This is a genomic window from Streptomyces sp. NBC_00190 (assembly GCF_036203305.1).
GTDB lineage: Bacteria > Actinomycetota > Actinomycetes > Streptomycetales > Streptomycetaceae > Streptomyces.
In genome coordinates this window covers 5,151,623-5,177,499 of sequence record NZ_CP108131.1, presented here as the reverse complement: position 1 = coordinate 5,177,499, position 25,877 = coordinate 5,151,623, and the positions used below count along the sequence as shown (strand labels likewise).

General features: G+C 73.4%; 22 protein-coding genes. 9 read left to right on the top strand and 13 right to left on the bottom strand.

Features of this window, described 5'->3' with window-relative positions; genetic code table 11:
- Positions 1 to 66: 66 nt before the first annotated feature.
- Both OG429_RS25125 and OG429_RS25120 read right to left on the bottom strand, forming a co-directional pair.
- The gene (locus tag OG429_RS25125) at positions 67 to 3,546 is read right to left on the bottom strand and encodes an ATP-dependent helicase (RefSeq protein ID WP_328927522.1); all 3,480 of its coding nucleotides are present in this window, start codon (positions 3,544 to 3,546) and stop codon (positions 67 to 69) included.
- Positions 3,547 to 3,735: 189 nt separating this feature from the next.
- Positions 3,736 to 4,095, bottom strand: a complete 360-nt coding sequence (locus OG429_RS25120) for an MGMT family protein (RefSeq protein WP_328927521.1) — start codon at positions 4,093 to 4,095, stop codon at positions 3,736 to 3,738.
- Between the two features lie 110 nt (positions 4,096 to 4,205).
- On the opposite strand from OG429_RS25120, the gene OG429_RS25115 reads away from it, so the two are divergent.
- Both OG429_RS25115 and OG429_RS25110 read left to right on the top strand, forming a co-directional pair.
- Entirely contained in the window at positions 4,206 to 6,983 is a 2,778-nt protein-coding gene (locus OG429_RS25115; RefSeq protein WP_328927520.1) for a lysylphosphatidylglycerol synthase transmembrane domain-containing protein, read from the top strand.
- A gap of 169 nt (positions 6,984 to 7,152) precedes the next feature.
- On the top strand, positions 7,153 to 8,760 hold the full coding sequence (locus tag OG429_RS25110; protein ID WP_328927519.1) for an alpha/beta hydrolase: 1,608 nt from the start codon (positions 7,153 to 7,155) through the stop codon (positions 8,758 to 8,760).
- 90 nt (positions 8,761 to 8,850) lie between these two features.
- On the opposite strand, the gene moeZ is transcribed toward OG429_RS25110, so the two are convergent.
- The 7 genes from moeZ to OG429_RS25075 form a co-directional block, all read right to left on the bottom strand.
- Positions 8,851 to 10,029, bottom strand: coding sequence for an adenylyltransferase/sulfurtransferase MoeZ (gene moeZ, locus OG429_RS25105; protein WP_328927518.1), 1,179 nt, complete (start codon positions 10,027 to 10,029; stop codon positions 8,851 to 8,853).
- Between the two features lie 63 nt (positions 10,030 to 10,092).
- Positions 10,093 to 10,848: a spherulation-specific family 4 protein gene (locus OG429_RS25100; protein ID WP_328927517.1), complete on the bottom strand. Its 756-nt coding sequence runs from the start codon at positions 10,846 to 10,848 to the stop codon at positions 10,093 to 10,095.
- On the bottom strand, positions 10,836 to 11,846 hold the full coding sequence (locus tag OG429_RS25095; protein WP_328927516.1) for an NAD-dependent epimerase/dehydratase: 1,011 nt from the start codon (positions 11,844 to 11,846) through the stop codon (positions 10,836 to 10,838). The genes OG429_RS25100 and OG429_RS25095 overlap by 13 nt, the downstream gene beginning before the upstream one ends.
- The gene (locus OG429_RS25090) at positions 11,843 to 12,823 is read right to left on the bottom strand and encodes a hypothetical protein (RefSeq protein WP_328927515.1); all 981 of its coding nucleotides are present in this window, start codon (positions 12,821 to 12,823) and stop codon (positions 11,843 to 11,845) included. Before OG429_RS25090 ends, OG429_RS25095 begins: the two co-directional genes overlap by 4 nt.
- Positions 12,820 to 14,418 (bottom strand): GT4 family glycosyltransferase PelF, encoded by a 1,599-nt coding sequence (gene pelF, locus OG429_RS25085; RefSeq protein WP_328927514.1) that lies wholly within the window; start codon positions 14,416 to 14,418, stop codon positions 12,820 to 12,822. Before pelF ends, OG429_RS25090 begins: the two co-directional genes overlap by 4 nt.
- A 258-nt stretch (positions 14,419 to 14,676) precedes the next feature.
- Positions 14,677 to 16,068, bottom strand: a complete 1,392-nt coding sequence (locus OG429_RS25080) for a DUF3152 domain-containing protein (protein ID WP_443051278.1) — start codon at positions 16,066 to 16,068, stop codon at positions 14,677 to 14,679.
- A gap of 5 nt (positions 16,069 to 16,073) precedes the next feature.
- A complete protein-coding gene (locus OG429_RS25075; RefSeq protein ID WP_328927512.1) occupies positions 16,074 to 17,042 on the bottom strand; it encodes an alpha/beta fold hydrolase in 969 nt (322 codons plus the stop codon).
- A gap of 130 nt (positions 17,043 to 17,172) precedes the next feature.
- Between OG429_RS25075 and OG429_RS25070 the strand changes: the two genes are divergently transcribed.
- The 4 genes from OG429_RS25070 to OG429_RS25055 all read left to right on the top strand — a co-directional run bounded on the left by OG429_RS25070 (position 17,173) and on the right by OG429_RS25055 (position 18,936).
- Entirely contained in the window at positions 17,173 to 17,391 is a 219-nt protein-coding gene (locus OG429_RS25070) for a hypothetical protein (RefSeq protein ID WP_328927511.1), read from the top strand.
- Positions 17,392 to 17,517: 126 nt separating this feature from the next.
- Positions 17,518 to 18,156 (top strand): TetR/AcrR family transcriptional regulator, encoded by a 639-nt coding sequence (locus OG429_RS25065; RefSeq protein WP_266784876.1) that lies wholly within the window; start codon positions 17,518 to 17,520, stop codon positions 18,154 to 18,156.
- Between the two features lie 117 nt (positions 18,157 to 18,273).
- Positions 18,274 to 18,501: a DUF3107 domain-containing protein gene (locus OG429_RS25060; protein ID WP_328927510.1), complete on the top strand. Its 228-nt coding sequence runs from the start codon at positions 18,274 to 18,276 to the stop codon at positions 18,499 to 18,501.
- Positions 18,502 to 18,633: 132 nt separating this feature from the next.
- Positions 18,634 to 18,936 (top strand): hypothetical protein, encoded by a 303-nt coding sequence (locus OG429_RS25055; RefSeq protein ID WP_405678642.1) that lies wholly within the window; start codon positions 18,634 to 18,636, stop codon positions 18,934 to 18,936.
- Positions 18,937 to 19,045: 109 nt separating this feature from the next.
- Here the strand turns inward: OG429_RS25055 and OG429_RS25050 are convergent, their stop codons facing one another.
- Positions 19,046 to 19,804: a ferritin-like fold-containing protein gene (locus OG429_RS25050; RefSeq protein WP_328927509.1), complete on the bottom strand. Its 759-nt coding sequence runs from the start codon at positions 19,802 to 19,804 to the stop codon at positions 19,046 to 19,048.
- Positions 19,805 to 20,279: 475 nt separating this feature from the next.
- On the opposite strand from OG429_RS25050, the gene OG429_RS25045 reads away from it, so the two are divergent.
- The 3 genes from OG429_RS25045 (at position 20,280) to OG429_RS25035 (ending at position 23,451) form a co-directional block, all read left to right on the top strand.
- The gene (locus OG429_RS25045) at positions 20,280 to 22,223 is read left to right on the top strand and encodes a DEAD/DEAH box helicase (protein ID WP_328927508.1); all 1,944 of its coding nucleotides are present in this window, start codon (positions 20,280 to 20,282) and stop codon (positions 22,221 to 22,223) included.
- A gap of 93 nt (positions 22,224 to 22,316) precedes the next feature.
- Positions 22,317 to 23,186, top strand: coding sequence for an alpha/beta fold hydrolase (locus OG429_RS25040; RefSeq protein ID WP_328927507.1), 870 nt, complete (start codon positions 22,317 to 22,319; stop codon positions 23,184 to 23,186).
- Between the two features lie 112 nt (positions 23,187 to 23,298).
- Positions 23,299 to 23,451, top strand: coding sequence for a hypothetical protein (locus tag OG429_RS25035; protein ID WP_215149874.1), 153 nt, complete (start codon positions 23,299 to 23,301; stop codon positions 23,449 to 23,451).
- Between the two features lie 78 nt (positions 23,452 to 23,529).
- Here the strand turns inward: OG429_RS25035 and OG429_RS25030 are convergent, their stop codons facing one another.
- From OG429_RS25030 to OG429_RS25020, 3 genes are all read right to left on the bottom strand, one after another.
- Entirely contained in the window at positions 23,530 to 24,135 is a 606-nt protein-coding gene (locus OG429_RS25030) for a MarC family protein (protein ID WP_328927506.1), read from the bottom strand.
- A gap of 55 nt (positions 24,136 to 24,190) precedes the next feature.
- Positions 24,191 to 25,057 carry a PHP domain-containing protein gene (locus OG429_RS25025; RefSeq protein ID WP_328927505.1) on the bottom strand — a complete coding sequence of 289 codons (867 nt, stop codon included), beginning with the start codon at positions 25,055 to 25,057 and terminating at the stop codon, positions 24,191 to 24,193.
- 121 nt (positions 25,058 to 25,178) lie between these two features.
- Positions 25,179 to 25,823, bottom strand: coding sequence for a DUF6758 family protein (locus OG429_RS25020; protein ID WP_328927504.1), 645 nt, complete (start codon positions 25,821 to 25,823; stop codon positions 25,179 to 25,181).
- Positions 25,824 to 25,877 lie beyond the last annotated feature (54 nt).

The window sequence follows — 25,877 nt, the reverse complement described above, 5'->3', positions numbered from 1 at the left end:
CGGACGCTCTGCGCGGTCGCCCGGGTCGCCCGGGTCACTCGGCCACTCGGTCACTCGGTCACTCGGTCACTCCACGGTCTGGCGGCCCTCGGGCCGGGCGCTGCACGAGCTGCGGAAGGAGCAGTGGTCGCAGTGCTTGCCGACGGCGGGCGCGAAGCGTTCGTCCAGGACCCGGCCCGCGGCGGTGGCGAGCAGGTCGCCGACCCACTCGCCGGAGGAGCCGCCCGGCAGGGGCTGCTGGGCCTGGATCTTCGGGACCGCGTCGCCGCCCTCCTTCTTGGGCGCGGGCTGGCGCAGCTGGACGAGCTCGGCGCCGCCCTGTGCGGGGCGCAGGCCGTCGAAGACCTCGTCGACGGCGCCTTCGCGCACCGCGAGCTGGTAGACGGCGAGCTGGGGGTGGCGCTCGACCTCGGCCTTGGTGGGCGCCGACTTGCCGGTCTTGAAGTCCACGACGTAGGCGCGCCCCTGCGGGTCCGCTTCGACCCGGTCCATGGAGCCGCGGATCCGGACGGCGTACTCGCCCGCTTCGAGCGTGACGTCGAATTCGTGCTCGGTGGCCACCGCCGCCCGGCCCCCGCGGTCGGTGGTGTGCCAGCGCAGGAAGCGTTCCAGGGCGGCTCGGGCGTTCTCCTTCTCCTGGGCCGATTTCCAGGGCGCGTCGAAGGCGAGGGCGTCCCAGACGGAGTCGAGGCGTTCCATGAGGACGGCCAGGTCGGCGGGGGTGCGGCCGGAGGCGACCTCGTCGGCGAGGACGTGGACGACGTTGCCGAAGCCCTGGGCGGCCGTGGAGGGGGCGTCGGCCTTGACCTCGCGGCCGAGGAACCACTGGAGCGAGCAGGTGTTGGCGAGCTGGTCCAGGGCGCTGCCGGAGAGGGCCACGGGCCGGTCCCGGTCGCGCAGCGGGACGCTGCTGCGGGTGGGCTCGTACAGGCCCCACCAGCGCTGCGGGTGCGCGGCGGGGACCAGCGGGCGGTCCTCGTCGTCGGTGAGCGCGGCGAGGCGGGCGAGGCGGCGGGCGGCCGCGTCGCGCAGGGCGGGCGAGGCGTCCGGGTCGACGGTGGTGGCGCGCAGCTCGGCGACCAGGGCCGGGACGGCGAGGGGGCGGCGGGGGCGGCCGGTGACGTCCTTCGGGGTGACGCCGAGCTCGGTGAGGAAACGGGAGGGCTGGTCGCCGTCGTCGGCGGGGGCCTTGACGGCGGTGACGACGAGGCGGTCGCGGGCGCGGGTGGCGGCGACGTAGAAGAGCCGCCGCTCCTCGGCCAGGAGTGCGCCGGGGGTGAGGGGCTCGGCGAGGCCGTCGCGGCCGATCCGGTCGGCCTCCAGGAGGGAGCCGCGGCGGCGCAGGTCGGGCCACAGGCCCTCCTGGACGCCCGCGACGACGACGAGGGACCACTCCAGGCCCTTTGAGCGGTGGGCGGTCATGAGGCGGACCGCGTCGGGCCGGGTGGCGCGGGTCGTCAACGTGTCGGCGGCGATGTCCTCCGCCTCCAGCTGTTCGAGGAAGTTGAGGGCTCCGCGGCCGCCGGTGCGGTCCTCGGCGCGGGCGGCGGTGTCGAAGAGGGCGCAGACGGCGTCGAGGTCGCGGTCGGCGTTGCGGCCGGCCATGCCGCCGCGGCGGGCGGAGCGCTCCAGGCGCTGGGGCCAGGGGGTGCCGTCCCAGAGGGTCCACAGGGCCTCTTCGGCGGTGCCGCCGCCCTGGAGGAGTTCGCGGGCCTTGCGCAGGAGCGGGCCGAGGCGCTGCGCGCCGCGGGCGTAGGCCGGGTCGTGGGCGGTGAGCCGTTCCGGCTCGGCGAGGGCGCGGGCGAGCAGGACGTCGGAGGGCGCGGGCACCTTGACGCCGGCGGCGCGCTCCTCGTCGCGCAGGGCGCGGCCGAGGCGGCGCAGGTCGGCGGCGTCCATCCCGCCGAGCGGGGAGGCGAGCAGGGCGAGGGCGGCCTCTACGCCGATCCATCCCGCGTCGGGCCCGTCGGCGCCCGCGACCGCCGGGGCGGCCGGGTCGTCCGCCTGGTCGTCCGCCGGGGCGGAGTCGGCGGCCGACGCGGCGGGAGCCGCGGGCGCAAGGCCGTCGGCCGGGGCCACGGGTGCGCCGGACTCCGGCGCCGCCGGGTCGGCCGCGGGCCCCGCCTGCGGGTCCACCGGGGCGGGCGCCGCCGGGTCCGGGTCCGACGCGTCCGCCGGCGCGGAGCCGGCGGGGAGGCCCGCCGCGAAGGTGGCCGTGGCGCGCAGGGCCGTGAGGAGGGGGGAGACGGCCGGTTCGTGGCGCAGGGGGGTGTCCGCGCCGTCCGTCTCGACCGGGACTCCCGCCGTGATCAGGGCGCGGCGCATCGCCGGGAGCGTACGGCCGCCCGCGCGGACCAGGACGGCCATGTCCTGCCAGGGCACGCCGTCCTCCAGGTGGGCCCGGCGCAGGATGTCGGCGATGTTGTCGAGCTCGGCCCCGGCCGTGGGGTACGTGTACACCTCCGCCCCGCCGCCCTCCCGCGCGGCCGCGAGTTCGCGGTGTGCGCGGACCGCGGCCGCGGGCAGGCGGGGCAGCGGCATGCGGGTGGTGAGGAGCCGGGTCGCCGCCAGGAGGCCCGCGCCCGAGCGGCGGGCGACGGTCAGGGCCCGCACCCGCGCGCCGGGGAAGGACGACTCGAAGTCGAGGATGTTGTTGATGTCGGCGCCGCGGAAGGCGTAGATCGACTGGTCCGGGTCGCCGAAGGCGATCAGCGTGCCGCCGGTTCCGGTCAGCGCCCGCAGCAGCCGCAGCTGCGAGGCGTCCGTGTCCTGGTACTCGTCCACGTAGATCACGTCGTAGGCGGAAGAGAGGGACGGGGTGCGCTCCGCCAGGAGGACGGCACGGTGGAGGAGTTCCGCGTAGTCCAGGGTGCCCTGCATGTCCAGGACGTCCAGGTACTCGGAGAGGAAGGCCGCGGCCGCCTTCCAGTCCGGGCGGCCGATCCGCCCGGCGAAATCGGACAGCGCCTCCGGCCCCAGGCCCAGTTCGCGGGCGCGGGCCAGGACCGCGCGGACCTCGTCCGCGAACCCGCGCGTGGTCAGCGCGGCCCGCAGGTCGTCCGGCCAGCGGATGGAGCGGATCCGGCGCTGGCCCTCCAGCAGGGTGCGGACCATCACGTCCTGCTCCGGGCCCGACAGCAGGCGCAGCGGGTCGGCGAAGAGGTCGGTGTCCTGGTGGGCACGGACGAGGCCGTAGCAGAAGGAGTGGAAGGTGGTCGCCTGCGGAGCGCGCGCGCCGCCCAGCCGCAAGGCGGCCCGGTCGCGCAGTTCCACGGCCGCCTTGCGGCTGAAGGTGAGAATGAGGATGCGGGCGGGATCCGTGCCCGCCTCGACCCGGGCGGCGACGGCCTCGACCAGCGTGGTCGTCTTCCCGGTGCCCGGCCCGGCGAGGACCAGCAGTGGTCCGGCCGTATGGTCAACCACCGCGCGCTGCGCTGCGTCCAGGACAGGGGGATCCACCCGTTCCGGCCCGGTGCGCACCAGGCGGTACGCGTCAGGGGTCCGCGTACGCCGCCGTTCGGTGCGGTCGGAGGAGGAGGTGATCACGTGAGCTGCCGGTCCTGGTGGGTCTTCGGGTGGTGCGCGGTTTTCGGGTGCCGCCGGGACGGCATCGGCCGGAGCCGAAGAGGCAACGCTACGGCAACCGGCGGACGCCGCGCAGTTCGTCTCCGTCCCCCGGACGGGCCTTCGGGCGGACGCCCGACCGCCCGCGCGGGCCGCGCATGGCCGAAGCTGTCAGGTGTGAGCCTCGTCGCGGTCCCCGTCCCCGCCGCCGTCTCCGTCCCAGCGCGCCCGTCGCATGTCCAGCCGCGGATCGCCGGCCGCCGTCAGGCGCAGCGGCGTGGCCTCGGCCCGGTAGTGCTCCAGGGCGCGCCGCTCACTGCCGGGGAGCGGTACGCCGTCCGCCCGCACCACGCGCCACCAGGGCACGGCACCTCCGTACAGGGCCATGACGCGCCCGACCTGGCGCGGCCCTCCCTCGTCGAGCCACTCGGCCACGTCCCCGTACGTCATCACCCGGCCGGGCGGAATACGCTCGGCCAGCTCCAGCACGCGCTCCGCGTACACGGGCAGTTCGTCGCTCATCCGGCCCATGGTGCAGCACGTCGGGCGTCCGGCGACGGAAGGTGTGCTTCCGCACCGGCGCGCACCCTGCTGCCCCGCTCGCACGTCGGTCCGTGCCACCATCTTCCGGGCGGTGACTGGTGATACGTGATCAAGAAGAGACGGATGTGACGACGAAGGAGCAGGGTGTGAGCCCTCCGGACAGCGCGGCGCCGGACGACGACGCGCGCCCGGACCACCGGAGCCCCGGGACCCCGAGCGGCGGTGCCGGCGACGACGGCAACGGCACCGACGGCACCGACGGCACCGGCACCGGCGCGGCCGGAACCGAGGGCCCGCACGGGCACACCCCCACGGCCGCCGACCGGGTCGAGGTCGACGAACCGCTGCTCGCCGCCCGCGTGCACCGCCCGTCCGACCTCGTACGCCTCCTCGTCGGCATCCTCGGCATCGCCGTCGTCCTCGCCATCGCCGCCTTCGCCCACGGCACCACCGTCGGCCTGGAGGAGGACATCAACAAGGGCACCGGCCAGGCACCGGACCTGCTGGTCAAGGTCGCCGCGCTGGTGTCCAGCATCGCCGTGCTCCTGCTGCCCGTCGCCTTCGCCATCGAGCGGCTCATCAAGCGCGACGGGCTGCGCATCGCCGACGGCGTGCTCGCCGCCGTCCTCGCGCACGGGGTCACCCTCGCCACCGACCTGTGGGTGTCCCAGGCCGCCCCCGGCACCATCCAGGAAGCCCTCACCCGCCCCGCCGGCGCCGACGGGGCGCTCACCGATCCGGTGCACGGCTACCTCGCGCCCGTGATCGCGTACATGACGGCCGTGGGGATGACCCGGCGGCCGCACTGGCGCGTCGCGCTGTGGGTGGTCCTGCTGCTCGACGCGTTCACGATGCTGGTCAGCGGCTACACCACACCCTTCTCGATCATCCTGACCGTGCTGATCGGCTGGAGCGTCGCGTACGGGACCCTGTACGCCGTCGGCTCGCCCAACGTGCGCCCCACCGGGCAGCACCTCCTCGCCGGACTGCGCCGGGTCGGTTTCCAGCCGGTCAGCGCGATGCGCGCGGAGACGCCCGACGGCCCCGAGGCCCCCGAGGTGAACGACCGGGGGCGGCGCTACCACGTCACCCTGGAGGACGGCCCGCCGCTCGACGTCACCGTGGTGGACCGGGAGCAGCAGGCCCACGGGTTCTTCTACCGGGTCTGGCGCAGGCTCACGCTGCGCGGCATCACCACCGGGCGCAGCCTCCAGTCGCTGCGCCAGGCACTGGAGCAGGAGGCGCTCCTCGCGTACGCCGCCATCGCGGCCGGAGCGAACGCGCCGAAGCTGATCGCCACCTCCGAACTCGGGCCGGACGCCGTGATGCTCGTGTACGAGCACCTGGGCGGCCGGAGCCTGGACTCCCTCTCCGACGAGGAGATCACCGACGAGCTGTGCCTCAACGCGTGGGAGCAGGTACGGGCCCTGCAGTCGCGGCGGATCGCGCACCGGCGGCTGACCGGGGACGCCCTCGTGGTGGATCGTTCCGGCAGTGTCATCCTCACCGACCTGCGGGGCGGCGAGATCGCCGCGGGCGATCTGGTGCTCCGGATGGACATCGCGCAGCTGCTGACCACGCTCGGCCTGCGGGTCGGCGCGGAGCGGGCGGTGTCCTCGGCGGTGTCGGTGCTCGGCCCGGACGCGGTGGCGGACTGCCTGCCGCTGCTCCAGCCGATCGCGCTGAGCCGTTCGACGCGGGCGACGCTGCGCAAGCTGGCCCGGGAGCGGGCGCAGCGGCAGCGCGAGGCCGTACTGGAGTCCTCGCGGGCGGCGAAGGCGGCGCGCGAGGCGGGCGCCGAGAGCAGCCCGGCCGCCGACCGGAAGGCGGAGAAGAAGGCGCTGGACGATGCCCTGGACGGGGCCCGCGAGGAGGACCTGCTCAGCCAGATCCGCCAGCAGGTGCTGCTGATCCGCCCGCAGGCACCGGTTGAGCCGGCCCGGCTGGAGCGGATCCGGCCGCGCACGCTGGTGTCGTTCATCGCGGGCGCGTTCGGCGCGTACTTCCTGCTGACCCAGCTCGCGCACGTGGACTTCGCGACCATCGTCGGCCAGGCGCAGTGGGGCTGGGTCGGGGCGGCGCTGGCGTTCTCGGCGCTGAGCTACTTCGCGGCGGCGATGAGCCTGCTGGGCTTCGTGCCCGAGCGGGTGCCGTTCCTGCGGACCGTGCTCGCGCAGGTGGCCGGGTCCTTCGTGAAGCTGGTGGCTCCGGCGGCGGTGGGCGGTGTCGCGCTGAACACGCGGTTCCTCCAACGAGCGGGGATCCGGCCGGGGCTCGCGGTCGCGAGCGTGGGCGCCTCGCAGTTGTTCGGGCTGGCCAGCCACATCCTGCTGCTGCTGTCGTTCGGCTACCTGACCGGGACCGAGAAGACTCCGGAGATGACCCCGTCCCGGACGGTCATCGCGGGTCTGCTGACGGTGGCGGTGCTGGTGCTGGTGGTGACGGCGGTCCCGTTCATGCGGAAGTTCGTGGCGACGCGGGTACGGGCGCTGTTCGCGGGCGTCGTGCCGCGCATGCTGGACGTGCTCCAGCGGCCGCAGAAGCTGATGACGGGCATCGGCGGGATGCTGCTGCTGACGGGCTGCTTCGTGATGTGCCTGGACGCGTCGATCCGCGCGTTCGGCGGCGGCCAGGCCATCAGCTACGCGAGCATCGCGGTGGTGTTCCTGGCGGGCAACGCGCTGGGATCGGCGGCGCCGACGCCGGGCGGCATCGGCGCGGTGGAGACCACGCTGACGCTGGGTCTGATCGCGGCGGGGCTGGAGAAGGAGGTCGCCATCTCGGCGGTGCTGCTGTTCCGCCTGATGACGTTCTGGCTCCCGGTGCTGCCGGGCTGGATCTCGTTCAACTTCCTGACCCGCAAGGAAGCCATCTAGCCTCCGCCCGGGCCGATGGCTCCCGCGGGGGCCCGCAGCCCCCGCCGGGGCACTGCCCGTACCCCCACGGCGCCCCTCGCCCGCGCCTCCGTCGGGCGGGCCCGGGACCCCGGACCCCGAATGGGTCAGCGCGGGGGCGGGGGTGGCGGAGGGCGCAGAGGATGGGGGCATGTCGAGAAACGTTCTGCGGGTTACCGGGGCCGCCGCACTCGCCGTTGTGCTGGCCGGGGCCGGCGGCTGTTCCGACAGCGAGGAGAAGGAGCCGAAGGCCGACGGCACCAAGCAGGCCAAGCCCCTCAAGTGGGGCGACTGTCCGGCCCCCACGCCGTTGGAGGGCGGCGGCCAGGTCCCGCCCAAGGACTGGCAGTGCGCCACCCTCGATGTGCCCCTCGACTATGCGAAGCCCGAGGGCGAGACCATCCCCATCGCCCTGATCCGCGCCAAGGCCCGCGACCAGAAGAACCGCATCGGGTCGCTCCTCTTCAACTTCGGCGGCCCCGGCGGCTCCGGCATCACCACCCTGCCCGGCGCCGCCAAGGAGTACGAGGCCCTGCGCTCCCGCTACGACCTGGTCAGTTTCGACCCCCGCGGGGTGGGCCGCAGCGTCCCCGTCCGCTGTGAGGACGACCAGCAGCTGGACGAGTACTACGCGCAGGACTCCTCCCCCGACACCCCGCAGGAGGAGAAGGCCTTCGTCGACAACATCCGCGGATACCAGCAGGCCTGCGAGAAGAACTCCGCCAAGATCCTGCCCCATGTCAGCACGTCCGACGCCGCCCGCGACATGGACCGGATCCGCCAGGCCCTCGGCGACGACAAGCTGCACTACTTCGGGATCTCCTACGGGACCGAGCTCGGCGGGGTCTACGCCCACCTCTTCCCGAAGAACGTCGGCCGGGCCGTCTTCGACGCGGTCGTGGACCCGACCAAGAACTCCGAGGAGGGGGCGCTGGCCCAGGCGAAGGGATTCCAGCTCGCCCTCGACAACTTCGCGCAGGACTGCGTGGACCGCGGCGACGAGTGCAGGCTCCCGGGCAGCACGGCCAAGGAGATCGAGGACGGCGTCATCAAGCTCCAGAAGGACCTCGCCGCGCAGCCCATCCCGGGCATCGGCGACCGGATGCTGACCGAGAGCGCGGCGACCAACGGCATCGCGCAGGCCCTGTACTCCAAGGAGCTGTGGCCGCTGCTGGAGCAGGGGCTCGACGAGGCGGACGGCGGGCAGGGGCAGCTGCTCATGGCCCTGTCCGACGCGCTCAACGGCCGTGACCAGCAAGGGCACTACAGCAACATCGGCGCGGCCAACACCGCGATCAACTGCGCCGACTCCAAGGACCGTTACACCCTGGAAGAGACCAAGTCGAAGCTGGCGGCGTTCCGTTCGGCCTCGCCCGTCTTCGGGAACTTCCTCGGCTGGGCGATGATGGGCTGCACCGACTGGCCGGTCGCGGGCGCCTGGGAGACCCCGGACGTCTCCGCCCCGGGAGCCGCCCCGATCCTGGTGATCGGCAACACCGGCGACCCGGCCACGCCGTACGAGGGCGCCCGCAAGATGGCCGAGCGGCTCGGCCCCGGCGTCGGGGTGGAGCTCACCTACAAGGGCCAGGGGCACGGCGCGTACAACAGCGGCGACATGTGCGTGCAGGACGCGGTGAACGCGTACCTGCTGGAGGGCAAGACCCCCGCGGCCGGCACCGTCTGCACCGCGGGCGCGACCCCGAGCGCGACCCCGGCCGTCCCGCCCACCCCGCCGCCGACCGGGGCCGCCCCCGTCTGACCCGTCGGCCGCCGCCCGCACCCCGGTCACGCCGAAGGGGCCGCACCCCGGACCTCGCGGGTGCGGCCCCTTCGGGGCGTGGCTACGTGACTAGTAGACCGGCTTGTCGGGCTCGATCTGGTGGACCCAGCCGATCACGCCGCCGCCGACGTGGACCGCGTCCGAGAAACCGGCGGACTTCAGGACCGCGAGGACTTCCGCACTGCGGACACCCGTCTTGCAGTGCAAGACGATGCGCTTGTCCTGCGGCAGGTCCTGGAGGGCGGTGCCCATCAGGAACTCACCCTTGGGGATCAGCTTCGCGCCGGGGATCGAGACGATCTCGTACTCGTTCTTCTCACGGACGTCGATGATCTCGATCTTCTCGTCCGCGTCGATCCACTCCTTGAGCTGCGTCGGAGTGATCGTCGAGCCGGCGGCCGCCTCCTGGGCCTCCTCCGACACGACGCCGCAGAAGGCCTCGTAGTCGATGAGTTCGGTGACGGTCGCGTTCGGACCGCAGACCGCGCAGTCGGGGTCCTTGCGGACCTTGACCTGGCGGTACTGCATCTCCAGGGCGTCGTAGATCATCAGGCGGCCGACCAGCGGCTCGCCCACGCCCGTGAGGACCTTGATGGCCTCGGTGACCTGGATCGATCCGATGGACGCGCAGAGCACGCCCAGCACGCCGCCCTCGGCGCAGCTCGGGACCATGCCCGGCGGCGGGGGCTCCGGGTAGAGGCAGCGGTAGCACGGGCCGTGCTCGGACCAGAAGACCGAGGCCTGGCCGTCGAAGCGGTAGATCGAACCCCACACGTACGGCTTGTTCAGCAGCACGCAGGCGTCGTTGACCAGGTAACGCGTCGCGAAGTTGTCCGTGCCGTCGACGATGAGGTCGTACTGGCTGAAGATCTCCATCACGTTCTCGGCTTCGAGCCGCTCTTCGTGAAGGACCACGTTCACGTACGGGTTGATGCCCAGCACGCTGTCGCGGGCCGACTCGGCCTTGGAACGGCCGATGTCCGCCTGGCTGTGGATGATCTGGCGCTGCAGGTTCGACTCGTCGACCTCGTCGAACTCCACGATGCCGAGCGTGCCGACACCGGCCGCGGCCAGGTACATGAGTGCGGGCGAGCCGAGGCCGCCCGCGCCCACGGCCAGCACCTTGGCGTTCTTGAGGCGCTTCTGGCCGTCCATCCCGACATCCGGGATGATCAGGTGGCGGGAGTACCGACGGACCTCGTCAACGGTGAGCTCAGCAGCTGGCTCTACCAGGGGTGGCAGCGACACGGGGACTCCGTAGATGGTTACGTCTTAACGGTGGTTCTCTCCGTAACACTGCCACGCCCGTCTTCATTCCAAGACACCCGTCCCGATCCGCGAGACGATTTCGTCCCAGTACGCGGGCATCGAGGCCCACGGATCACGGTCCCGCGCACCGCGCCGGTCCGTGAACCAGATCGTGCCCGCGCCCTGCCAGCGGGCGATCCGCATCGCCTCCTCCAGGTGCGTGCGCGGCACCCCGTGGACGAGGTGGCAGAACCGCTCCGCCGGGTGGTCCGCGGTCCACTCCGCCACCTGCGACCAGCGGTAGTCCGACCAGGTTCCGGAGAAGGTCACCAGCTGGTCGGCGGCCTCCACGTAGCCCTCGTACGGGTGCGTGCCGTGCCCGAGGACGATCCGCACGTCCTCGCCGAGTCCGCGCAGGGTGTCCGCGACCCGGCGCACCGAGTCGAGTTCCGCCTTGCCCGCCGGGGCCTGCGCGAGGTAGAAACCGCCGACGCCGTACCAGTCGCGGAAGCGGTGGGCGTCGGAGACGAGCTCGCCGAAGGACCGTTCGCCGTCCCGCATCGCGAGATGACCGAGGATCATGCCGCCCGCGCCGCGCAGCTTCGCGGCCGCCTCCGTGCAGTGCGGGTCGGGCCGCCCGCCCGGGCCGTCGGTGACATTGAGAACGGCCCAGTGGAGCGGGGTGCCGGGGCGGGTCAGCTCGGCCCACTCGACGGGCGCGAGCAGCGGGTGCGCGTAGCCGGGGATGCCGAGGCCGAGCCGGCCGGCCTCGGTAGCGGCGGCCGCGGGGGCGCCGGGCGGGGTGGTCAGATACGGCACGCCGCCTCCATCCAGATGTCCGCGAGGGATTCCTCCAGGTTGATCCGGGGCCGCCAGCCGAGCCGGTCGCGGGCGGTACGGACGTCGGCCTGCTGCCAGGCCCCGCAGCCGTCGGGGTACGGGTACGGCGGCGGGGCCGCCGCCGCGAGCTGATCGGCCGTCGCCTCGGACCGGGGGGACCCGATGGCGGCGAGCCCGGCCGGCCGCCCGGGGTGCCCGTGCGACTGCTGCGGCCCGCCGTGCGGTACGTCCAGCTCGTGCAGGGCGCCCCCGTAACCGGCGACCCGGGCCAGGACGGCGGCCGCGTCGCGCAGCCGGACCGCGCGGCCGGTGCCGATGTTGACGACGCCCTGCGCGGCCGAGAGGGAGGCGGCGTGCACGGCCCGCGCCACGTCCCGTACGTCCACGAAGTCGCGCTGCACGCCGAGCCCGCTGAGCTTGAGCTCGCCGTCCCCGGACTGCATCGCGCGGCGCATGGCCTCCGCGAGGCGGCCGAGGGGGGATCCGGCGGGGGTGCCGGGGCCGACGGGCGAGAAGACCCGCAACACGACGGCGTCCAGTCCGGAGCCCAGCACCAGCTCGGTGGCGGCCAGTTTGCTGACTCCGTACGGTCCGCCGGGTCTCGGCACGGCGTCCTCGGCAGTGGACGATCCGGGCTGGCTGGGCCCGTACTCGGCGGCGCAGCCCAGCTGGACCAGGCGGGCCCCGCAGCCGCTGCGGCGCAGCGACTCGCAGATGGTGGCCACGGCGACAGTGTTGTGCCGGGTCAGCTCCCGGGCTCCGCCGCGGGTGGCGCCGGCGCAGTTGATGACGACGCCGGGGTGGACGGCGTCGAGGAAGCGGGTGAGCGCGCCGGGGCTGCCGGTGGCGAGGTCGAAACGGACGTCGGCGTCGTCGCCGCGGCCGAGCGCGGTGAGCTGGACGGCGGGGTCGGCGAGCAGTCGGTCGGCGACGTAGCGGCCGAGGTATCCGTTGGCTCCGATCAGCAGCACCCTCATCGCGTGGCCCCTTGTTCGGTTGGCTGGCCGGTCATCTTCTGTTTCTCCTTGCGAGTGGGTGGATGGGGCCGCGCATGGGCGGATGCGCGGGACAGCGCGAGGACGGCGTGTACGAGGAGACCCGCCGCGGCGGCGGAGGCGGCCGCGGGGACCGGGACCAGGGCGAGCGCCAGGGCGGCGGCCACGGGTCCGCGGTGGGCTCCGTGCCGGAGCAGGAGCCTGGTCAGGAACAGCAGTACGGCGAGCGGCACGGCCGACGTGAGCGGTGTTCCGGCGAGCGCGGCGGCTCCGGCGGCGGCCCCGGCGAACAGGGCGACGGCCGCGAGGAGCAGCGGCCGGGCCCGGTCGGCGAAGTCCTCCAGGGCGCGGCTCCCGGCGAGCCGGGCCCTGGCCGCGGCGTCGAACGCCGCGGCGGCGAGGTGGGCGGGGGCGACGGCCAGGGCGAGGCCCACGGCGAGGGCGGCGCCGTGCCGGTACGCGCCCCAGCCGACGGCGAGGGCGGCGAGCAGGTGCGCGGCGTACGGGAAGCGGCCCCCGGCGGCCCGCCCGGGCCACACCAGGGCGGCGACGGCCGCGGCCACGGAGGCCGGCCCGGCCCAGGCGGGCGCGGCGGCGGCTGCGCCGAACGCGACGGCCCCGGGCAGCAGCGCGAGGCCGAAACCCCGGAGCGCCGACGGCCCGGCCGGGGCGGGGGTGAGCGCGGCGGCGGGTGCCTCGGCGTGCGGGGTCCGGGCGTACAGCTCCTCGGCGAGCGAGAACACGTCCCGGTGGCGGAAGCGCGCGGCGGTCCGGTCGGTGATGCCGTGGGCTTCCAGCCCGGCGGCGATCTCCAGCGGGTCCACGGCCCGTTCGCACAGGTCGCGGTGGCGGTGCAGGAGCGCCTTGACGGGATCCCCGCCACCTCGCCGCCCGGCGGTTTCGGCCGGCGCCGCACCCTCGCTGTGTCCCGCCACGGCGTGCGGGTCGACGGTGGTCATACGGCGGCCTCCGAGGTCTGGGTTTCGGCCGGGGCCGCGGCCCACGTCGGGCTGGTCCAGTGCCCCGGTACGCGCGCCTCCGGGGGCCGGGCGAAGGGGATCTCCCCGTCCGGCCGGGCGGATCCCCGGGCGAGCAGCCGCAGGTAGATCTCCTGGAAGGCGGCCACGTTCTGCTCGACGGTGAAGAGTTCCAGGGCCCGCGCCCGGGCGGCCGCCCCGAGCCGCTGCGCCCGTTCGGGATCCCGGAGCAGCGAGAGGCAGGCGTCGGCGAGGGCCCGCGGATTGCGCGGCGGTACGACGAGCCCGGTGCCGCCGATGACCTCGCGGACCGCGCCGACGTCGGTGGAGACGGTGGCCCGGCCGCAGAACATCGCCTCGGCCAGGGTGATAGGGAAGCCCTCGATCACCGAGGACAGGACGACCACGCGCCCGGCGCCGTAGGCCTCGGCCGGGGAGGGCGCCTCGGGTCCGCCGATCTCCTCGAAGCTGACGGGGTTCTCCCCGACGGTGACGGCGTCGGCCGCCTCGTCGGGGAACAACTGCGCGGCCAGGGACCGGCAGTCGGCCAGGTAGCCGGGAGCCACGGCCGTGGCGAAGATCCGCAGCCGGGTCCGCGGCGCGGCCTTGCGGACCTCCGCGAAGGCGTGCAGCAGGGCGATGAGGTCCTTGGCGGGCTCTATCCGGCCGACCCACACCAGGGTCTCCGGGTCCCCGCAGTCCACGGCCTCCCCGACGGTGGCGAATCGGTCCGCCTCCATCCCGGGATAGACCGTCCGCAGCCGGTCCCGCGGCGCCCCGCACCGCTCCTGCCAGCGCCGGGCGTGCGCGTTCCCGGGGGTCAGGAGGTCGGCCTGGGCGTAGATCTCCCCGGCCAGCCGGATGTGGAAGGCCGCGAGCAGGGCCCGTACGGCGGGCCGGGCCTCCTGGCTCTGGTCGAGGTAGTGGGCCCGCAGCTGGACGCCGTACTCGGTGACCAGCAGGGGGACCCCGAAGAAGCGTTTGGCCAGCAGCCCGGGGAGGGCCGCCACGCCGCCCGCGGCCGCGTGGCAGATGTCGACCGCGCCGAGATGGCCCGGCTCCTCGTACCAGTCGAGGGACAACGGCCGGAGCACGCGCTCCAGTTCGTCCACGAACTCCAGCAGGTCCGGCACCTGCGCCGCCTGTACGGTGCGCCCCGCGCCCGGTGCCCGGCAGGCGGACTCCACGGCCCGCACCGCGGACTCGGAGCGCAGCGCCGCGTACAGGCCGCCCTGCTCGCGGGCGAGCCCGGCGAGCCCGTAGAGCCCGGCCTCGAAGGCCGGTGCCTCGCCGGCGCAGATCCCGTGGACCAGATCGCGGAAGCAGTCCGCGAAGCGCCGGCGCTCACGCCGGCTGTACGCCCGCCCGTCGTCGGCCGGGGCCCACAGCGGGGCGGTCCGGACGCGCGTGACGTGCTCGGGCAGAGGGACCCTGGTGCGTTCCTGCTCGGCGCTGCGGCTCAGTGCGTAGAGCTCGAACTCGTGCTGCGGGAGCCCGCGCACGAGCCGGTCGCACCACAGCCTCGCCTCTCCCGTGGCATACGGATAACCACCTTCCGTGAGCAGTCCGATCCGCACGAGTGGCACCCCCGATCTCCCGTTCCAGGCGGTCGTCGTCGGTCCGGCGACCCGCCGCGGAAGAACTCAAGCGGATATACCGAAGGCGCGGCGGACGGTTGTCCGTCGCGCCACCGGAAGGGGTGAAGAGTCGTAACTTTCCCGTACGGTTCGCGTTCGAGCACGCTAGGAAGGGGGTGCCCTACATCAAGATCCCCCGCCGCGGCGTACGGCGGTCGGCGGAAGGTCCGAAGTCCGGCGCGTTCGGCCGGCGCCCGGTCAACTCCCGGGAAAAACCCAGGGATTGGGCTTGCACTGGATCCCGTCGATGTCGAGGGACTTGGTCTGCTGCTGCATGATCGGCGCGAGCGCGCCCGGAGTCCGGCAGCTCACGTGGCCGTGTCCGAGCCGGTGGCCGACCTCGTGGTTGATGAGCATCTGGCGGTAGGCGAACATCTGGTCCGGGCCGTACGTGGCCGAGCCCTGGGCCCAGCGGAACGCGTTGATCATCACCCGGTCGGTGGACGCCGAGTCGCAGGAGACGTTGTCGACGGTGGTGTCCAGCCCGGATTTGGCGCACCACGTCCCGGTGGTCCCGGGACTGGCCAGGGTGATCACGAAGTCGGCCTCACCGCCCGGCACCCGCTCGAAGGTCTTCGCGCCGCCGTGGCCCCAGCTCCGGTCGTCGTTGAGGGTGCGGTGGACGGCCTCGGCGAACAGCTGCGGGTCCAGGCCCAGGCCCTGCTCCACGTCGACCCGGTAGCGCACGACTTTGCCCTTGCCGGGGGCCTTGGCCACACCGGGCACGGTGTCGAAGGTGCCGGGACCGGCGAGCTTCTCGTCGATCGACAGCTGCTGGGCCATCTTCTGCTCGAACGTCAGCTCCACCGCGGGCGCGGCCGCGGGGGCGTCCGGCGTCGGGCGGCCGTCGGAACGGGAGGTCGGGGCGTCGGCCCGGCTCTCGCCGCCGGCGGTGAGCTTGCCGTGCTGGGCGGTCTCGCCGTGCTGCAGCACCTGGCCCGCGACGACGACGGCCACGACGGCGGTGACGGCCACGGCGGCCGCGCCGGTGTAGGCGCGGACCTTGCGGCTGCGGCCGGGGCCGGGGCCGGAACCGGGCTGCTCCGCCGGGGCGTCGGCCGGCTTGCGCGGTCCGGGCACGCGGCGGTGCGAGCCGGTGGAGGTGAAGGGGTCCGGGGCGGGTTCGGGCGCCGACGCGGGCATCGGTGCCGGCACGGGCATCGGCGCGGGCTCCGTCAGGTCGACCTGCGGGAAGCCCGCGGCGGGGGTGCCGTACGCCGGGGTGCCGGTGTCGAGCAGGGCGGTCGCGCTCCGGGCCCGCGGGACACCGCGCCAGTCCCCGTACACGGAGCCGGACGAGGCGCCCCAGGCGCCGCCGGGCTCGTGCTGCTCGGGGTGGCCGCCGGGAACGGGCCGCTCCTGGGGCACGTACCCCTGGTGGGTGACGGTGGGCTGGGGCCACCGCCGGGCGTGCGGTTCCTCGTACGGGACGGTGCCCGTGCCCTCGTACGGCGAGGGGTTCTCGTACGGGAAGTGGTCCTCGTACGGGAACGGCTGCTCGTACGCCACCGGTTCCTCGTACACCGGCGCCGGTCTGGCCGGGGCAGGGGCGGGAGCAGGGGCGGGGTCCTTACGACTATGTCGTCCCACGGTTCTCAGCCTCTGCCGTCTTCGGTGTCCAGGAGCAGCTCGCGGAAGGCGGCGGCCACCACCTCCGGGTATTCCATCATCGCCACGTGCCCGGCCTCGGGCAGACACAGCAGCCGCGAACCCCGGAAGGCGGCGGCGGCCTTGTGCGCCATACGGTACGAGACCAGCTGGTCCCTGCCGCCGTAGACGAGCAGCGTCGGCGCGAGCACCCGCTGCGCCTGCCGCCACAGCCCGTGCTGCCCGCCGAGGGTGTAGGCGTCGACGATTCCGCGCGAGGAACGGCTCAGGGACTCCCAGAAGTACGGCAGGGCCATCCGCCGCTCCATCTCCTCCACGGCGTCACGGAAGCCCTCCGGTGTCACCCGTGCGGGGTCCCCGTAGCAGAGCTCCGTCACTCCTCGGGTGCGCTGTTCGGCGGTCAGCCCCTGCGCCAGCCGCCCCAGCATCGCGCCCATCCCGGGTACGGCGAGCAGTGCGGTCGGCACGGCGGCCCGCTGCACCCGCAGCTCGGGCAGGGCGGGCGAGACCAGGGTCAGCGTGCGCACGAGGTCGGGCCGCACGGCCGCGACCCGGGTGGAGACGGCGCCGCCGAGGGAGTTCCCGATCAGGTGGACCGGTCCGCTCCCGGCGGCGTCGAGGTGCCGGATGACCACGCGGGCGAACGCGGTGACGGAGTAGTCCCGGTCGGCGGGCGGCGGGGACCAGCCGAAGCCGGGCAGGTCGAGGGCCTCGCCGTCGACGGTGTCCGCCAGCCGCGTCATGAGATCCGACCAGTTCTGCGAGGAACCGCCGAGTCCGTGGACGAACAGCGCGGGCGGCAGATCCGTGCGCACGGGCGGGCGCACCCGGACGGCCAGTTCCAGCCCGGGCAGCGCGACGGTGCGCAGCTGCTCTCCGTCGGCCACTCGGACGGCTCCCGCCAGGGAGGCCGGCTCGGCGGTGGACCGTACGCCGGGCAGCTCGGTCGAAGACATGCGGGCAATGTTACGAGACGATCACACTCCACTTCTTGTGTTCGCCGTCACAAACGCATGCGGATCCGCATAGCGGGGTATCCGCGATCCTCCTAGGCTCATAGGTGAAGAAGGAAGCGAGGGGAGTGGTATGACTGTCGACCCTGCGGAGCCGGATACCTTCCGGGAGCCGTTTCCCGAATCCATCGACGCCGAGGCCCCGGAGGCGGACCTCGCGGAGCAGCTGACCGAGGTGGGGCCGTCGGAGGACGACGACCGGGTCACCGGTGTGGAGCGCGGCGAGGCCACCGACGGCGACGCGGTCGAGCAGGCGCGGGTGGTGCCACTGGACGACGACGACTACCGCTGACCAGCGCATCCGACCGGTCCGTACCGCGAGAAAAGTCGGCCTGAACCCACCAGATTCGGTTACCGAAAAGTACGATGGCGGCGCGGCGCATGGGGCACTGTGTTCTTAGAGAAAGTGGGAGGCGGCGTGACAGCCATCGAGCAGACCGAGGCAGCGCGTCCGCGGGGCACGCGACTGCCGCGCCGAGCCCGGCGCAATCAGCTCCTGGGCGCGGCGCAGGAGGTTTTCGTCGCGCAGGGTTACCACGCTGCGGCCATGGACGACATCGCCGAGCGGGCCGGAGTGAGCAAGCCGGTGCTGTACCAGCACTTCCCCGGCAAGCTCGACCTCTACCTGGCGCTGCTGGACCAGCACTGCGAGGCCCTGCTGCTCGCCGTGCGCACCGCGCTCGCGTCGACGACCGACAACAAGCTGCGCGTGGCCGCCACGATGGACGCGTACTTCGCGTACGTGGAGGACGAGGGCGGCGCCTTCCGGCTCGTCTTCGAGTCCGACCTGACGAACGAGCCGGCGGTGCGCGAGCGCGTCGACCGGGTCTCGCTCCAGTGCGCGGAAGCCATCTCCGACGTCATCGCCGAGGACACGGGCCTGTCGAAGGACGAGTCGATGCTGCTGGCCGTGGGCCTGGGCGGGGTCTCGCAGGTGGTGGCCCGGTACTGGCTGTCGAGCGAGAGCCCGGTCGCCCGGGACACGGCGGTCGGCCTGCTGACCTCGCTCGCGTGGCGCGGTATCGCCGGATTCCCGCTGCACGGCACCGAGGGCTGAGCAGCTGTTCGCTGCGAGCATGTCCGCTCCGCGCGGTCCGCGTCCCCTCTCCGGGCTAATGTGGACCGCGTATGGCGCGGCTGATCGCGCGAACCGGATCGTCGGAGGGACAAAGCCGTGGAGGTCAAGATCGGCGTGCAGCACGCACCCCGGGAGATCGTGCTGGAGAGCGACCTGAGCGCCGAGGAGCTGGAGTCCATCGTCGCCGCCGCGCTGTCCGGCAAGGCGCCGCTGCTCAGCCTCACCGACACCAAGGGCCGCAAGGTCCTGGTGCCGTCCGACCGCCTGTCGTACGTCGACCTGGGCGAGCCCAGCGCGCGCAAGGTCGGTTTCGGCGCGCTCTGACGCGGCGGCACGTGACGTGCCGAGAACTGTGTGAAACGGCCTGGTGGTTGAATCCACCAGGCCGTTTCCCTTTCCTCCGCTTCGGGTAGGACCGCAGTGATTCGGTATGCCCCGACGTATGGGAGGGACCCCATGCTGCTGATGGAGACGTTCGGCTCGGCCCTGCTGGGGCTGGCCCTGTCTGCTACGGCCGCCCGGGTGCTCGCCAGCCGGCTGCCCGACCGGAGGGTGGTGCTGGTCAGCGGAGTGCTCGGGGCGCTCTTCGGGGCCTATCTGACGCACTTCGCGCTCGGCCCCGGACACAACACGCTGACCGCGACCTTCGTCGGGGCCGTGCTGGTGTCGGCCGTGGTCCTGTCCCTGCTCCTCCGGCCGGCCGCCGGGCCCCGCAGGCCCTCGCACAGGACTCCGTTTTCGCTCCCGTCGCGGGGCTGACCCCTGATCCCGGCCCCTGATCCGGGCTCCTGATCGTTCACGTACGTCGGCCCCGGCGCGGAGGATTCCGCGCCGGGGCCGACGTACGTGTGCAGGGGAGGACGGGCGCCTAGGCGGCGAGGCCGAGGGCCGCCATCCGCTTGGTGTGCGCCTTGGTGATCCGGGTGAACATCTCGCCGACGGCGGCGAGGTCGAAGCCCGCGGCCATGCCGTCGACGCCGCCGACCAGCATGGTGGACAGCGCGTCGCGCTCGGCGACCACGCGCTGGGCCTGCGAGAGGGCCTCGCCCATCAGCCGGCGTGCCCACAGCGCGAGGCGGCCGCCGCAGCGCGGGTCCGCCTCGATGGCCGCGCGCACCTTCTCCACGGCGAAGTTGCCGTGGCCGGTGTCGTCGAGCACGCCGAGCACGAGGGCGCGGGTGTCGGTGTCCAGGTGGCTGGCCACCTCGCGGTAGAAGTCGCTGGCGATCGAGTCGCCCACGTACGCCTTGACCAGGCCTTCCAGCCAGTCCGACGGCGCGGTCTGGCGGTGGAAGTCGTCCACGCCCTTGGCGAAGGGCTGCATGGCGGCGGTGGGCTCGGCGTCGATCGCCGCGAGCCGGTCGCGCAGCTGCTCGAAGTGGTGGAACTCGGCGGAGGCCATGGCGGCGAGCTCGGCCTTGTCGTCGAGGGTGGGCGCGAGCTTCGCGTCCTCCGCGAGGCGCTCGAAGGCCGCGAGCTCGCCGTACGCGAGCGCGCCGAGCAGGTCCACGACGGCGGCCCGGTACTGCGGCGAGGCAGAGGCGGTCGCCCAGTCCTGGGCGGCGATGCCCGAGGCTTCGGCGGGGGCGCCGTCGTCGGCGGGCGAGGCGTTTTCAACGGTCGACATGCTCCGCACAATAGCCGTCCGGCAGACGCTCCACGCCACCACACATCCACACGGTCCGTCCACGTAAACGGGCCGGGCCGGTGAATTCGCCCGACACAGCTGCGCGATTCCGGGGTACAGTGGTAATGCGCCTGCCGGAAACTCGGCGGGCCATCCGAATGAGGATGCCCGGTCGGTGGCCCGATCGGCTCCAACCGACCCGCCCTCTGCGTGGTGCGTGCGTTCATGTGCCGCCACCCTTGAGGGGCCCCCTCAGCGGCACAAGCGCTTGAGCGAAGGCTTAGTGGTCCCGCGCAGCTTCGTATGTACGTCGTAGTACTGCAAGCCCGGCACGGTACGACCCCCCTCGCCGCCTCGCGCCGCGTCTCACAGAAGAGGCAGCACCCTGACTACGTTCCGAGACCTCGGGATCTTTCCCGAGACGGCCGAAGCCCTTGAGGCCGTCGGCATTGTGTCCCCCTTCCCGATCCAGGAGATGACCCTCCCCGTCGCCCTTTCCGGCACGGACGTCATCGGCCAGGCCAAGACCGGAACCGGCAAGACGCTCGGTTTCGGCCTTCCGCTGCTGGAGCGGGTCACCGTCCCCGCGGACGTCGAGGCGGGCCGGGCCAAGCCCGAGCAGCTGACCGACGCCCCGCAGGCCCTCGTGGTGGTTCCCACCCGCGAGCTGTGCACCCAGGTCACCAACGACCTCCTGACCGCCGGCAAGGTCCGCAACGTCCGCGTGCTCGCCATATACGGCGGCCGCGCGTACGAGCCCCAGGTCGAGGCGCTCAAGAAGGGCGTCGACATCATCGTCGGCACCCCGGGCCGCCTGCTCGACCTGGCCGGCCAGAAGAAGCTCGACCTGTCGCACGTCCGGGCCCTGGTCCTGGACGAGGCCGACGAGATGCTCGACCTGGGCTTCCTGCCCGACGTCGAGAAGATCATCAACTACCTGCCGCCGAAGCGTCAGACCATGCTGTTCTCGGCGACCATGCCGGGCGCGGTCATCGGCCTGGCCCGCCGGTACATGACGCAGCCGACGCACATCCGCGCCACCTCGCCCGAGGGCGAGGGCGTGACCGTCGCCAACATCAAGCAGCACGTCTTCCGTGCGCACAACATGGACAAGCCGGAGCTGGTCTCCCGCATCCTGCAGGCCGAGGGCCGTGGCCTGGCCATGATCTTCTGCCGCACCAAGCGCACGGCGGCGGACATCGCCGAGCAGCTGGAGAAGCGCGGTTTCGCGTCCGGCGCCGTCCACGGCGACCTGGGCCAGGGCGCGCGTGAGCAGGCGCTGCGCGCGTTCCGCAACGGCAAGGTCGACGTGCTGGTGTGCACCGACGTCGCCGCGCGCGGCATCGATGTGGAGGGTGTCACCCACGTCATCAACTACCAGACGCCGGAGGACGAGAAGACCTTCCTGCACCGCGTGGGCCGCACCGGCCGCGCGGGCAACAAGGGCATCGCCGTCACCCTGGTCGACTGGGACGACATCCCGCGCTGGCAGCTGATCAACAAGGCGCTGGAGCTGGACTTCCACGACCCGGTCGAGACGTACTCCACGTCCCCGCACCTGTTCGAGGAGATGAACATCCCGGCCGGCACCAAGGGCGTCCTGCCGCGCGCCGAGCGCACGCGGGCCGGCCTGAAGGCCGAGGACCTTGAGGACCTGGGCGAGACCGGTGGCCGCGGTGGCCGCGGTGGCCGCTCCGGCCCGGCCGCGGCCGCCGTGGTGGCCGAGGAGCGTCCGGCCCGTACCCGTACGCCGCGTCAGCGCCGCCGTACGCGGGGCGGGTCCGAGCTCGGCGCCGAGTCCGCCGCCGTCACGCCCGTGGCCGAGGCTCCGGCCGCCGACGAGCCGCGCAGGCCGCGCCGTCGCCGGACCCGCGTGGCCGCCGGTGCCGCGGTCGTCCCGGCGCCCGCCGCCGCGGTGGACGAGGCCGCCGTGGTGACTCCGGTCGCCGTGGTCGAGGCCCCGGTGGCCGTCGCGGTCGCCGAGGCCGCTGTGGAGGCTCCGGTCAAGCCGAAGCGCACCCGCACCCGCAAGGCCGTCGCCGCTGTCGCCGAGGCGGCCGTGGTCGAGGCCCCGACCCCGGCCCCGGCCGCGGTGGCCGAGGAGGCTCCGGCGACGCCGAAGCGCACCCGGACCCGCAAGGTCGCGGAGGCCGCCCCGGTGACCCCGGTCGCCCCGGTCGAGGAAGCCCCGGAGAAGCCCCGCCGCGCTGTGCGCCCGCGCAAGGTCGTCGCAGCCGACCCGGAGCCTGACTTCCAGATGGCTCCGCCCGTGGAGCCGGTCAAGGCCCGCCGCACCACCCGCACCCGCAAGGTCGCGGAAGTCGCCCCGGAGGCTCCGGCCGCCGCGGCGGCCGAGGACGCTCCGGCCAAGCCGAAGCGCACCCGCACCCGCAAGGCCGCGGCCGCGCCCGAGGCGTAAGCACGGCCCGATGGCCCGGCCCCCTGTCCGAGGGGGCCGGGCCATCGGCGTACCCCCGCCGGAGCGCTTCGTACGGGCCGGTAACCTCGGGCCATGAGCAAGCCGCCGCGCCTCACCCTGCCGTCCGCCGCCCGCGCCCGCCGCCTCCCGACCGCCCGTGGCGACTTCGCCGTGCACGAGGCGGGCGGGGGCGCCCGTGGCACCGCTCTGCTGGTCCCCGGTTTCACGGGGAGCAAGGAGGACTTCATCGCCCTCCTGGAGCCGCTGACCGCCGCCGGGTACCGGGTGGTCGCGGTGGACGGGCGCGGCCAGTACGAGACCCCGGGGCCGCGCGAGGAGTCGGCGTATACCCTGGAGGAGCTGGCGCTGGACGTCCTCGCGCAGGCCCACGCCCTGGGCGAGGGCCCCCTGCACCTGGTCGGCCACTCGCTCGGCGGGCTGATCTCGCGCGCGGCCGTGCTGCGCGATCCGGCGCCCTTCGCCTCGCTGACCTTGATGAGCAGCGGGCCCGCCGCGATCTCGGAAGAGCAGCAGGCGCGCACGAAGCTGCTGGTGGCCGCGCTGGAGTCACTGCGCGAGATGCCGCCCGCCGAAAGCATGCCGGCGGTGTGGGCGGCCATGCGCGCGCAGGACCCGGAGGATGCCGTCCCCGACTCCCCCGAACTGGCGGCCTTCCTGCGCGGGCGGTGGCTGGCCACCGTGCCCGAGCAGTTGATCACGACGGGCCGGGTGCTGCTCTCGGAGCCGGACCGGGTCGCCGAACTGGCGGCCGTCCCGCTCCCCAAGCTGGTGCTGTCCGGAGCGGTGGACTACGCGTGGCCGGTGCCGCTGATGGATGACATGGCGGACCGCTTGGGCGCGTCGCGTGTGGTCGTCGAGGGGGCCGAGCACTCCCCCAATGCGGAGAATCCGCAGGTCACAGCCGATGCGCTGGCCGCTTTCTGGGACTCCCGCGCCCGGTAGCCCCACGACAGTCGTTAGCGTGTGAAAAAATTTCCTTAGCGTAGGGAATGTTTGCCTCTTACACTTCGTTGAACCCTCTGCAAGGAGAGACACCGACGAAGGGAGAAGCCCCGTGCGCTTCGAGATTCTGCGCCTGGACGACGTCGACGGATCCGCCGTGGACAGCACCGTCGTGGACGCGGCCTCCGTCAACCGGATCGTGCAGCAGGCGGCCGCAGTCGGCCAGCGCATCCTGATCCGACCGGCCGAGACGGCGTCCTGCTGACGCCGCACGCACCGCACACACGTCGACGCCCCCGCACCGATACCGGTGCGGGGGCGTTCGCGCGTCCTGCGCCTGCGGTCAGCTGCCCTGGACGACCTGGAGCACGCCGTTGATGATCTGCTGGACGGCGATCGCGGACAGCATCATGCCGGCGAGCCGCGTCACGAGGACCACGCCGCCGTCCTTGATGACCCGGATGATCACGAGCGAGTAGCGCATCGTGATCCACAGGACGACGTGCATGGCGATGATCGCGGACCAGACGGAGACCTGCCCGCTGATCCCGTCCGCCTTCTGCACGGCCAGGATCACGGACACGATCGCGCCGGGCCCGGCCAGCAGCGGCATGCCCAGCGGGACGAGGGCGACGTTCACGTCCTTGGTCTGCTTCGGCTCGTCGTTCTTGCCGGTGAGCAGGTCGAGGGCGATGAGCAGCAGCAGCAGACCACCGGCGATCATCAGGGCCGGGACGGAGACGTGCAGGTAGTCCAGGATCTGCTGGCCGCAGACCCCGAAGACGGCGATGACGCCGAAGGCCACGCAGACCGCCTGCCAGGCCATCCGGCGCTGCACCTTGACGGGGCGGCCGGAGGTCAGGCCGAGGAAGATCGGCGTGATCCCCGGCGGGTCCATAATCACAAAAAGGGTGAGAAAAAGGGATCCGAAGATGGCGAAGTCGAACACAGTGATGCCTTGCAGATAAGGGGTGTGAAGAAAAGCGGGAAGGGCGGAGCGGCGCTTACGCGCGGACGCCTCCGCCGGCGCCGGGCACGGGGAAGGCCCCGGTCGCGCGGCGCGTGATCTCGCCGTAGATCTCGGGATCGGTGGTGTAGTCCCCGAGGCGACAGGTCTTGCGGCTGCCGTGGTAGTCGCTGGATCCGGTGGTCAGCAGTCCGAGGTCCGCCGCCAGGCCGCGCAGACGCGCCCGGGTGGCGGTGTCGTGGTCCATGTGGTCCACCTCGATGCCGTCCAGGCCCGCCGCCGCCAGCTCGGCTATCGCGGACTCGGGCACGCACTCGCCGCGCATGACGGCCGCGGGGTGGGCGAAGACGGTGACGCCTCCGGCCGCCCTGACCAAGCGGATGGCGTCGAAGGGGTCGAGTTCGTGCTTCTCCGCGTACGCGCGGCCGCCGTCGGCGAGCCAGTCGGGCGTGAACGCGTCGGAGACGGTGGGTACGACACCCAGCTCGACGAGCGCGGTCGCTATGTGCGGCCGCCCCACGGAACCCTCGCCGGCGATCCGGGCCACCTGTTCCCAGGTGACGTCCACGCCGAGCGCCCGCAGCTTGCCGACCATGGTCTGGGCGCGGGGCGTGCGGTCGTCCCGTACGAGCTCCCGCTCACGGGCGAGCTCGGGCTCCTCGGGGTCGAAGAGGTACGCGAGCATGTGCAGCCCGACCCCGTCCAGCCTGCAGGACAGCTCGGCCCCGGTCACCAGCGTCAGCCCGGCGGGAAGCGCGGCAAGGGCCTCGGCGTATCCGCCCACGGTGTCGTGGTCGGTCAGCGCGACCACGTCCAGCCCCGCGGCGGCGGCATTGCGGACCAGCTCGGCGGGGGTGTCCGTACCGTCGGAGGCCGTGGAGTGGGCGTGCAGGTCGATGCGCACAGCCGGGCTCCATGGGTCTGCGTACGGATGGGGGGCACTCCAGGATAACCGGGCCGAAGGTCCCCCCTGATCAGCGGTGTCTAAGCGGCCTCGGGGAAGTGGGGCACGTCCCCGAGGCCGCTTAGGTCGGGCCCAGGATGCGCGGGCTCAGGGCCCCGCACGGAAGGAGCTCGACCTCCGCTCCCGCGTCGCGGAGGTCGGTGAGGACGAGCTCGTCGTACATCAGGAGGCCGGACTGCTCCGGCCAGACGATCGCCCAGAGCCACAGGCCCCGCGCCTCGCCCGCGAAGACGGCCCGGTCGTCGGGGCTTCCCTTGACGTGCCACAGCGGTGTCGGCCGGCCGGCCGCGACCACCTTGGCGTGCGGCGGCGCCGATACGTCGATGTAGGTGCCGGGGTCCGGCCCGTCGATGCCCGCGAACCGCGCGCCGAGCCCCACGCCCAGCTCCTCGGCGACCAACAGCAGCTCACCGATGCCGCCCAGCGGACCGGGACCCGAACAGGCCACCGCCGTCGCCCGTCCCCCGCTGCGGTCGTCCCCGGCGGACGCCACCCCGGTGAACAGCCACCCCACCGGGAGGGGCCACGGCATCCACACCGGTACCTGCGTCCGGTGGACGACCACGCTCAAGCCCTCGACGCTGGGCGGGATCACGGGTTGCAGGGGATGGACAGTGCCGTGCACGGAGCACTGCCAGGTGTCGGAGAAGAGACCGGGCGCCCTGACCCGGCCACCGCACTTCGGGCAACTTGGTTCGCCCCTCATAAGAAGCCACGCTCCTCCCCGCCCGGCGCGCCGTCAAGACGCGATCACCCGTCC

Coding starts and splice junctions, on each gene's coding strand:
- OG429_RS25120 (WP_328927521.1), bottom strand. CDS start 4,095: ATGGGCCGGATGAGCGACGAACTGCCCGTGTACGCGGAGCGCGTGCTG.
- OG429_RS25110 (WP_328927519.1), top strand. CDS start 7,153: ATGTCGAGAAACGTTCTGCGGGTTACCGGGGCCGCCGCACTCGCCGTT.
- OG429_RS25095 (WP_328927516.1), bottom strand. CDS start 11,846: ATGAGGGTGCTGCTGATCGGAGCCAACGGATACCTCGGCCGCTACGTC.
- OG429_RS25090 (WP_328927515.1), bottom strand. CDS start 12,823: ATGACCACCGTCGACCCGCACGCCGTGGCGGGACACAGCGAGGGTGCG.
- OG429_RS25075 (WP_328927512.1), bottom strand. CDS start 17,042: ATGTCTTCGACCGAGCTGCCCGGCGTACGGTCCACCGCCGAGCCGGCC.
- OG429_RS25070 (WP_328927511.1), top strand. CDS start 17,173: ATGACTGTCGACCCTGCGGAGCCGGATACCTTCCGGGAGCCGTTTCCC.
- OG429_RS25055 (WP_405678642.1), top strand. CDS start 18,634: ATGCTGCTGATGGAGACGTTCGGCTCGGCCCTGCTGGGGCTGGCCCTG.
- OG429_RS25050 (WP_328927509.1), bottom strand. CDS start 19,804: ATGTCGACCGTTGAAAACGCCTCGCCCGCCGACGACGGCGCCCCCGCC.
- OG429_RS25045 (WP_328927508.1), top strand. CDS start 20,280: ATGACCCTCCCCGTCGCCCTTTCCGGCACGGACGTCATCGGCCAGGCC.
- OG429_RS25040 (WP_328927507.1), top strand. CDS start 22,317: ATGAGCAAGCCGCCGCGCCTCACCCTGCCGTCCGCCGCCCGCGCCCGC.
- OG429_RS25020 (WP_328927504.1), bottom strand. CDS start 25,823: ATGAGGGGCGAACCAAGTTGCCCGAAGTGCGGTGGCCGGGTCAGGGCG.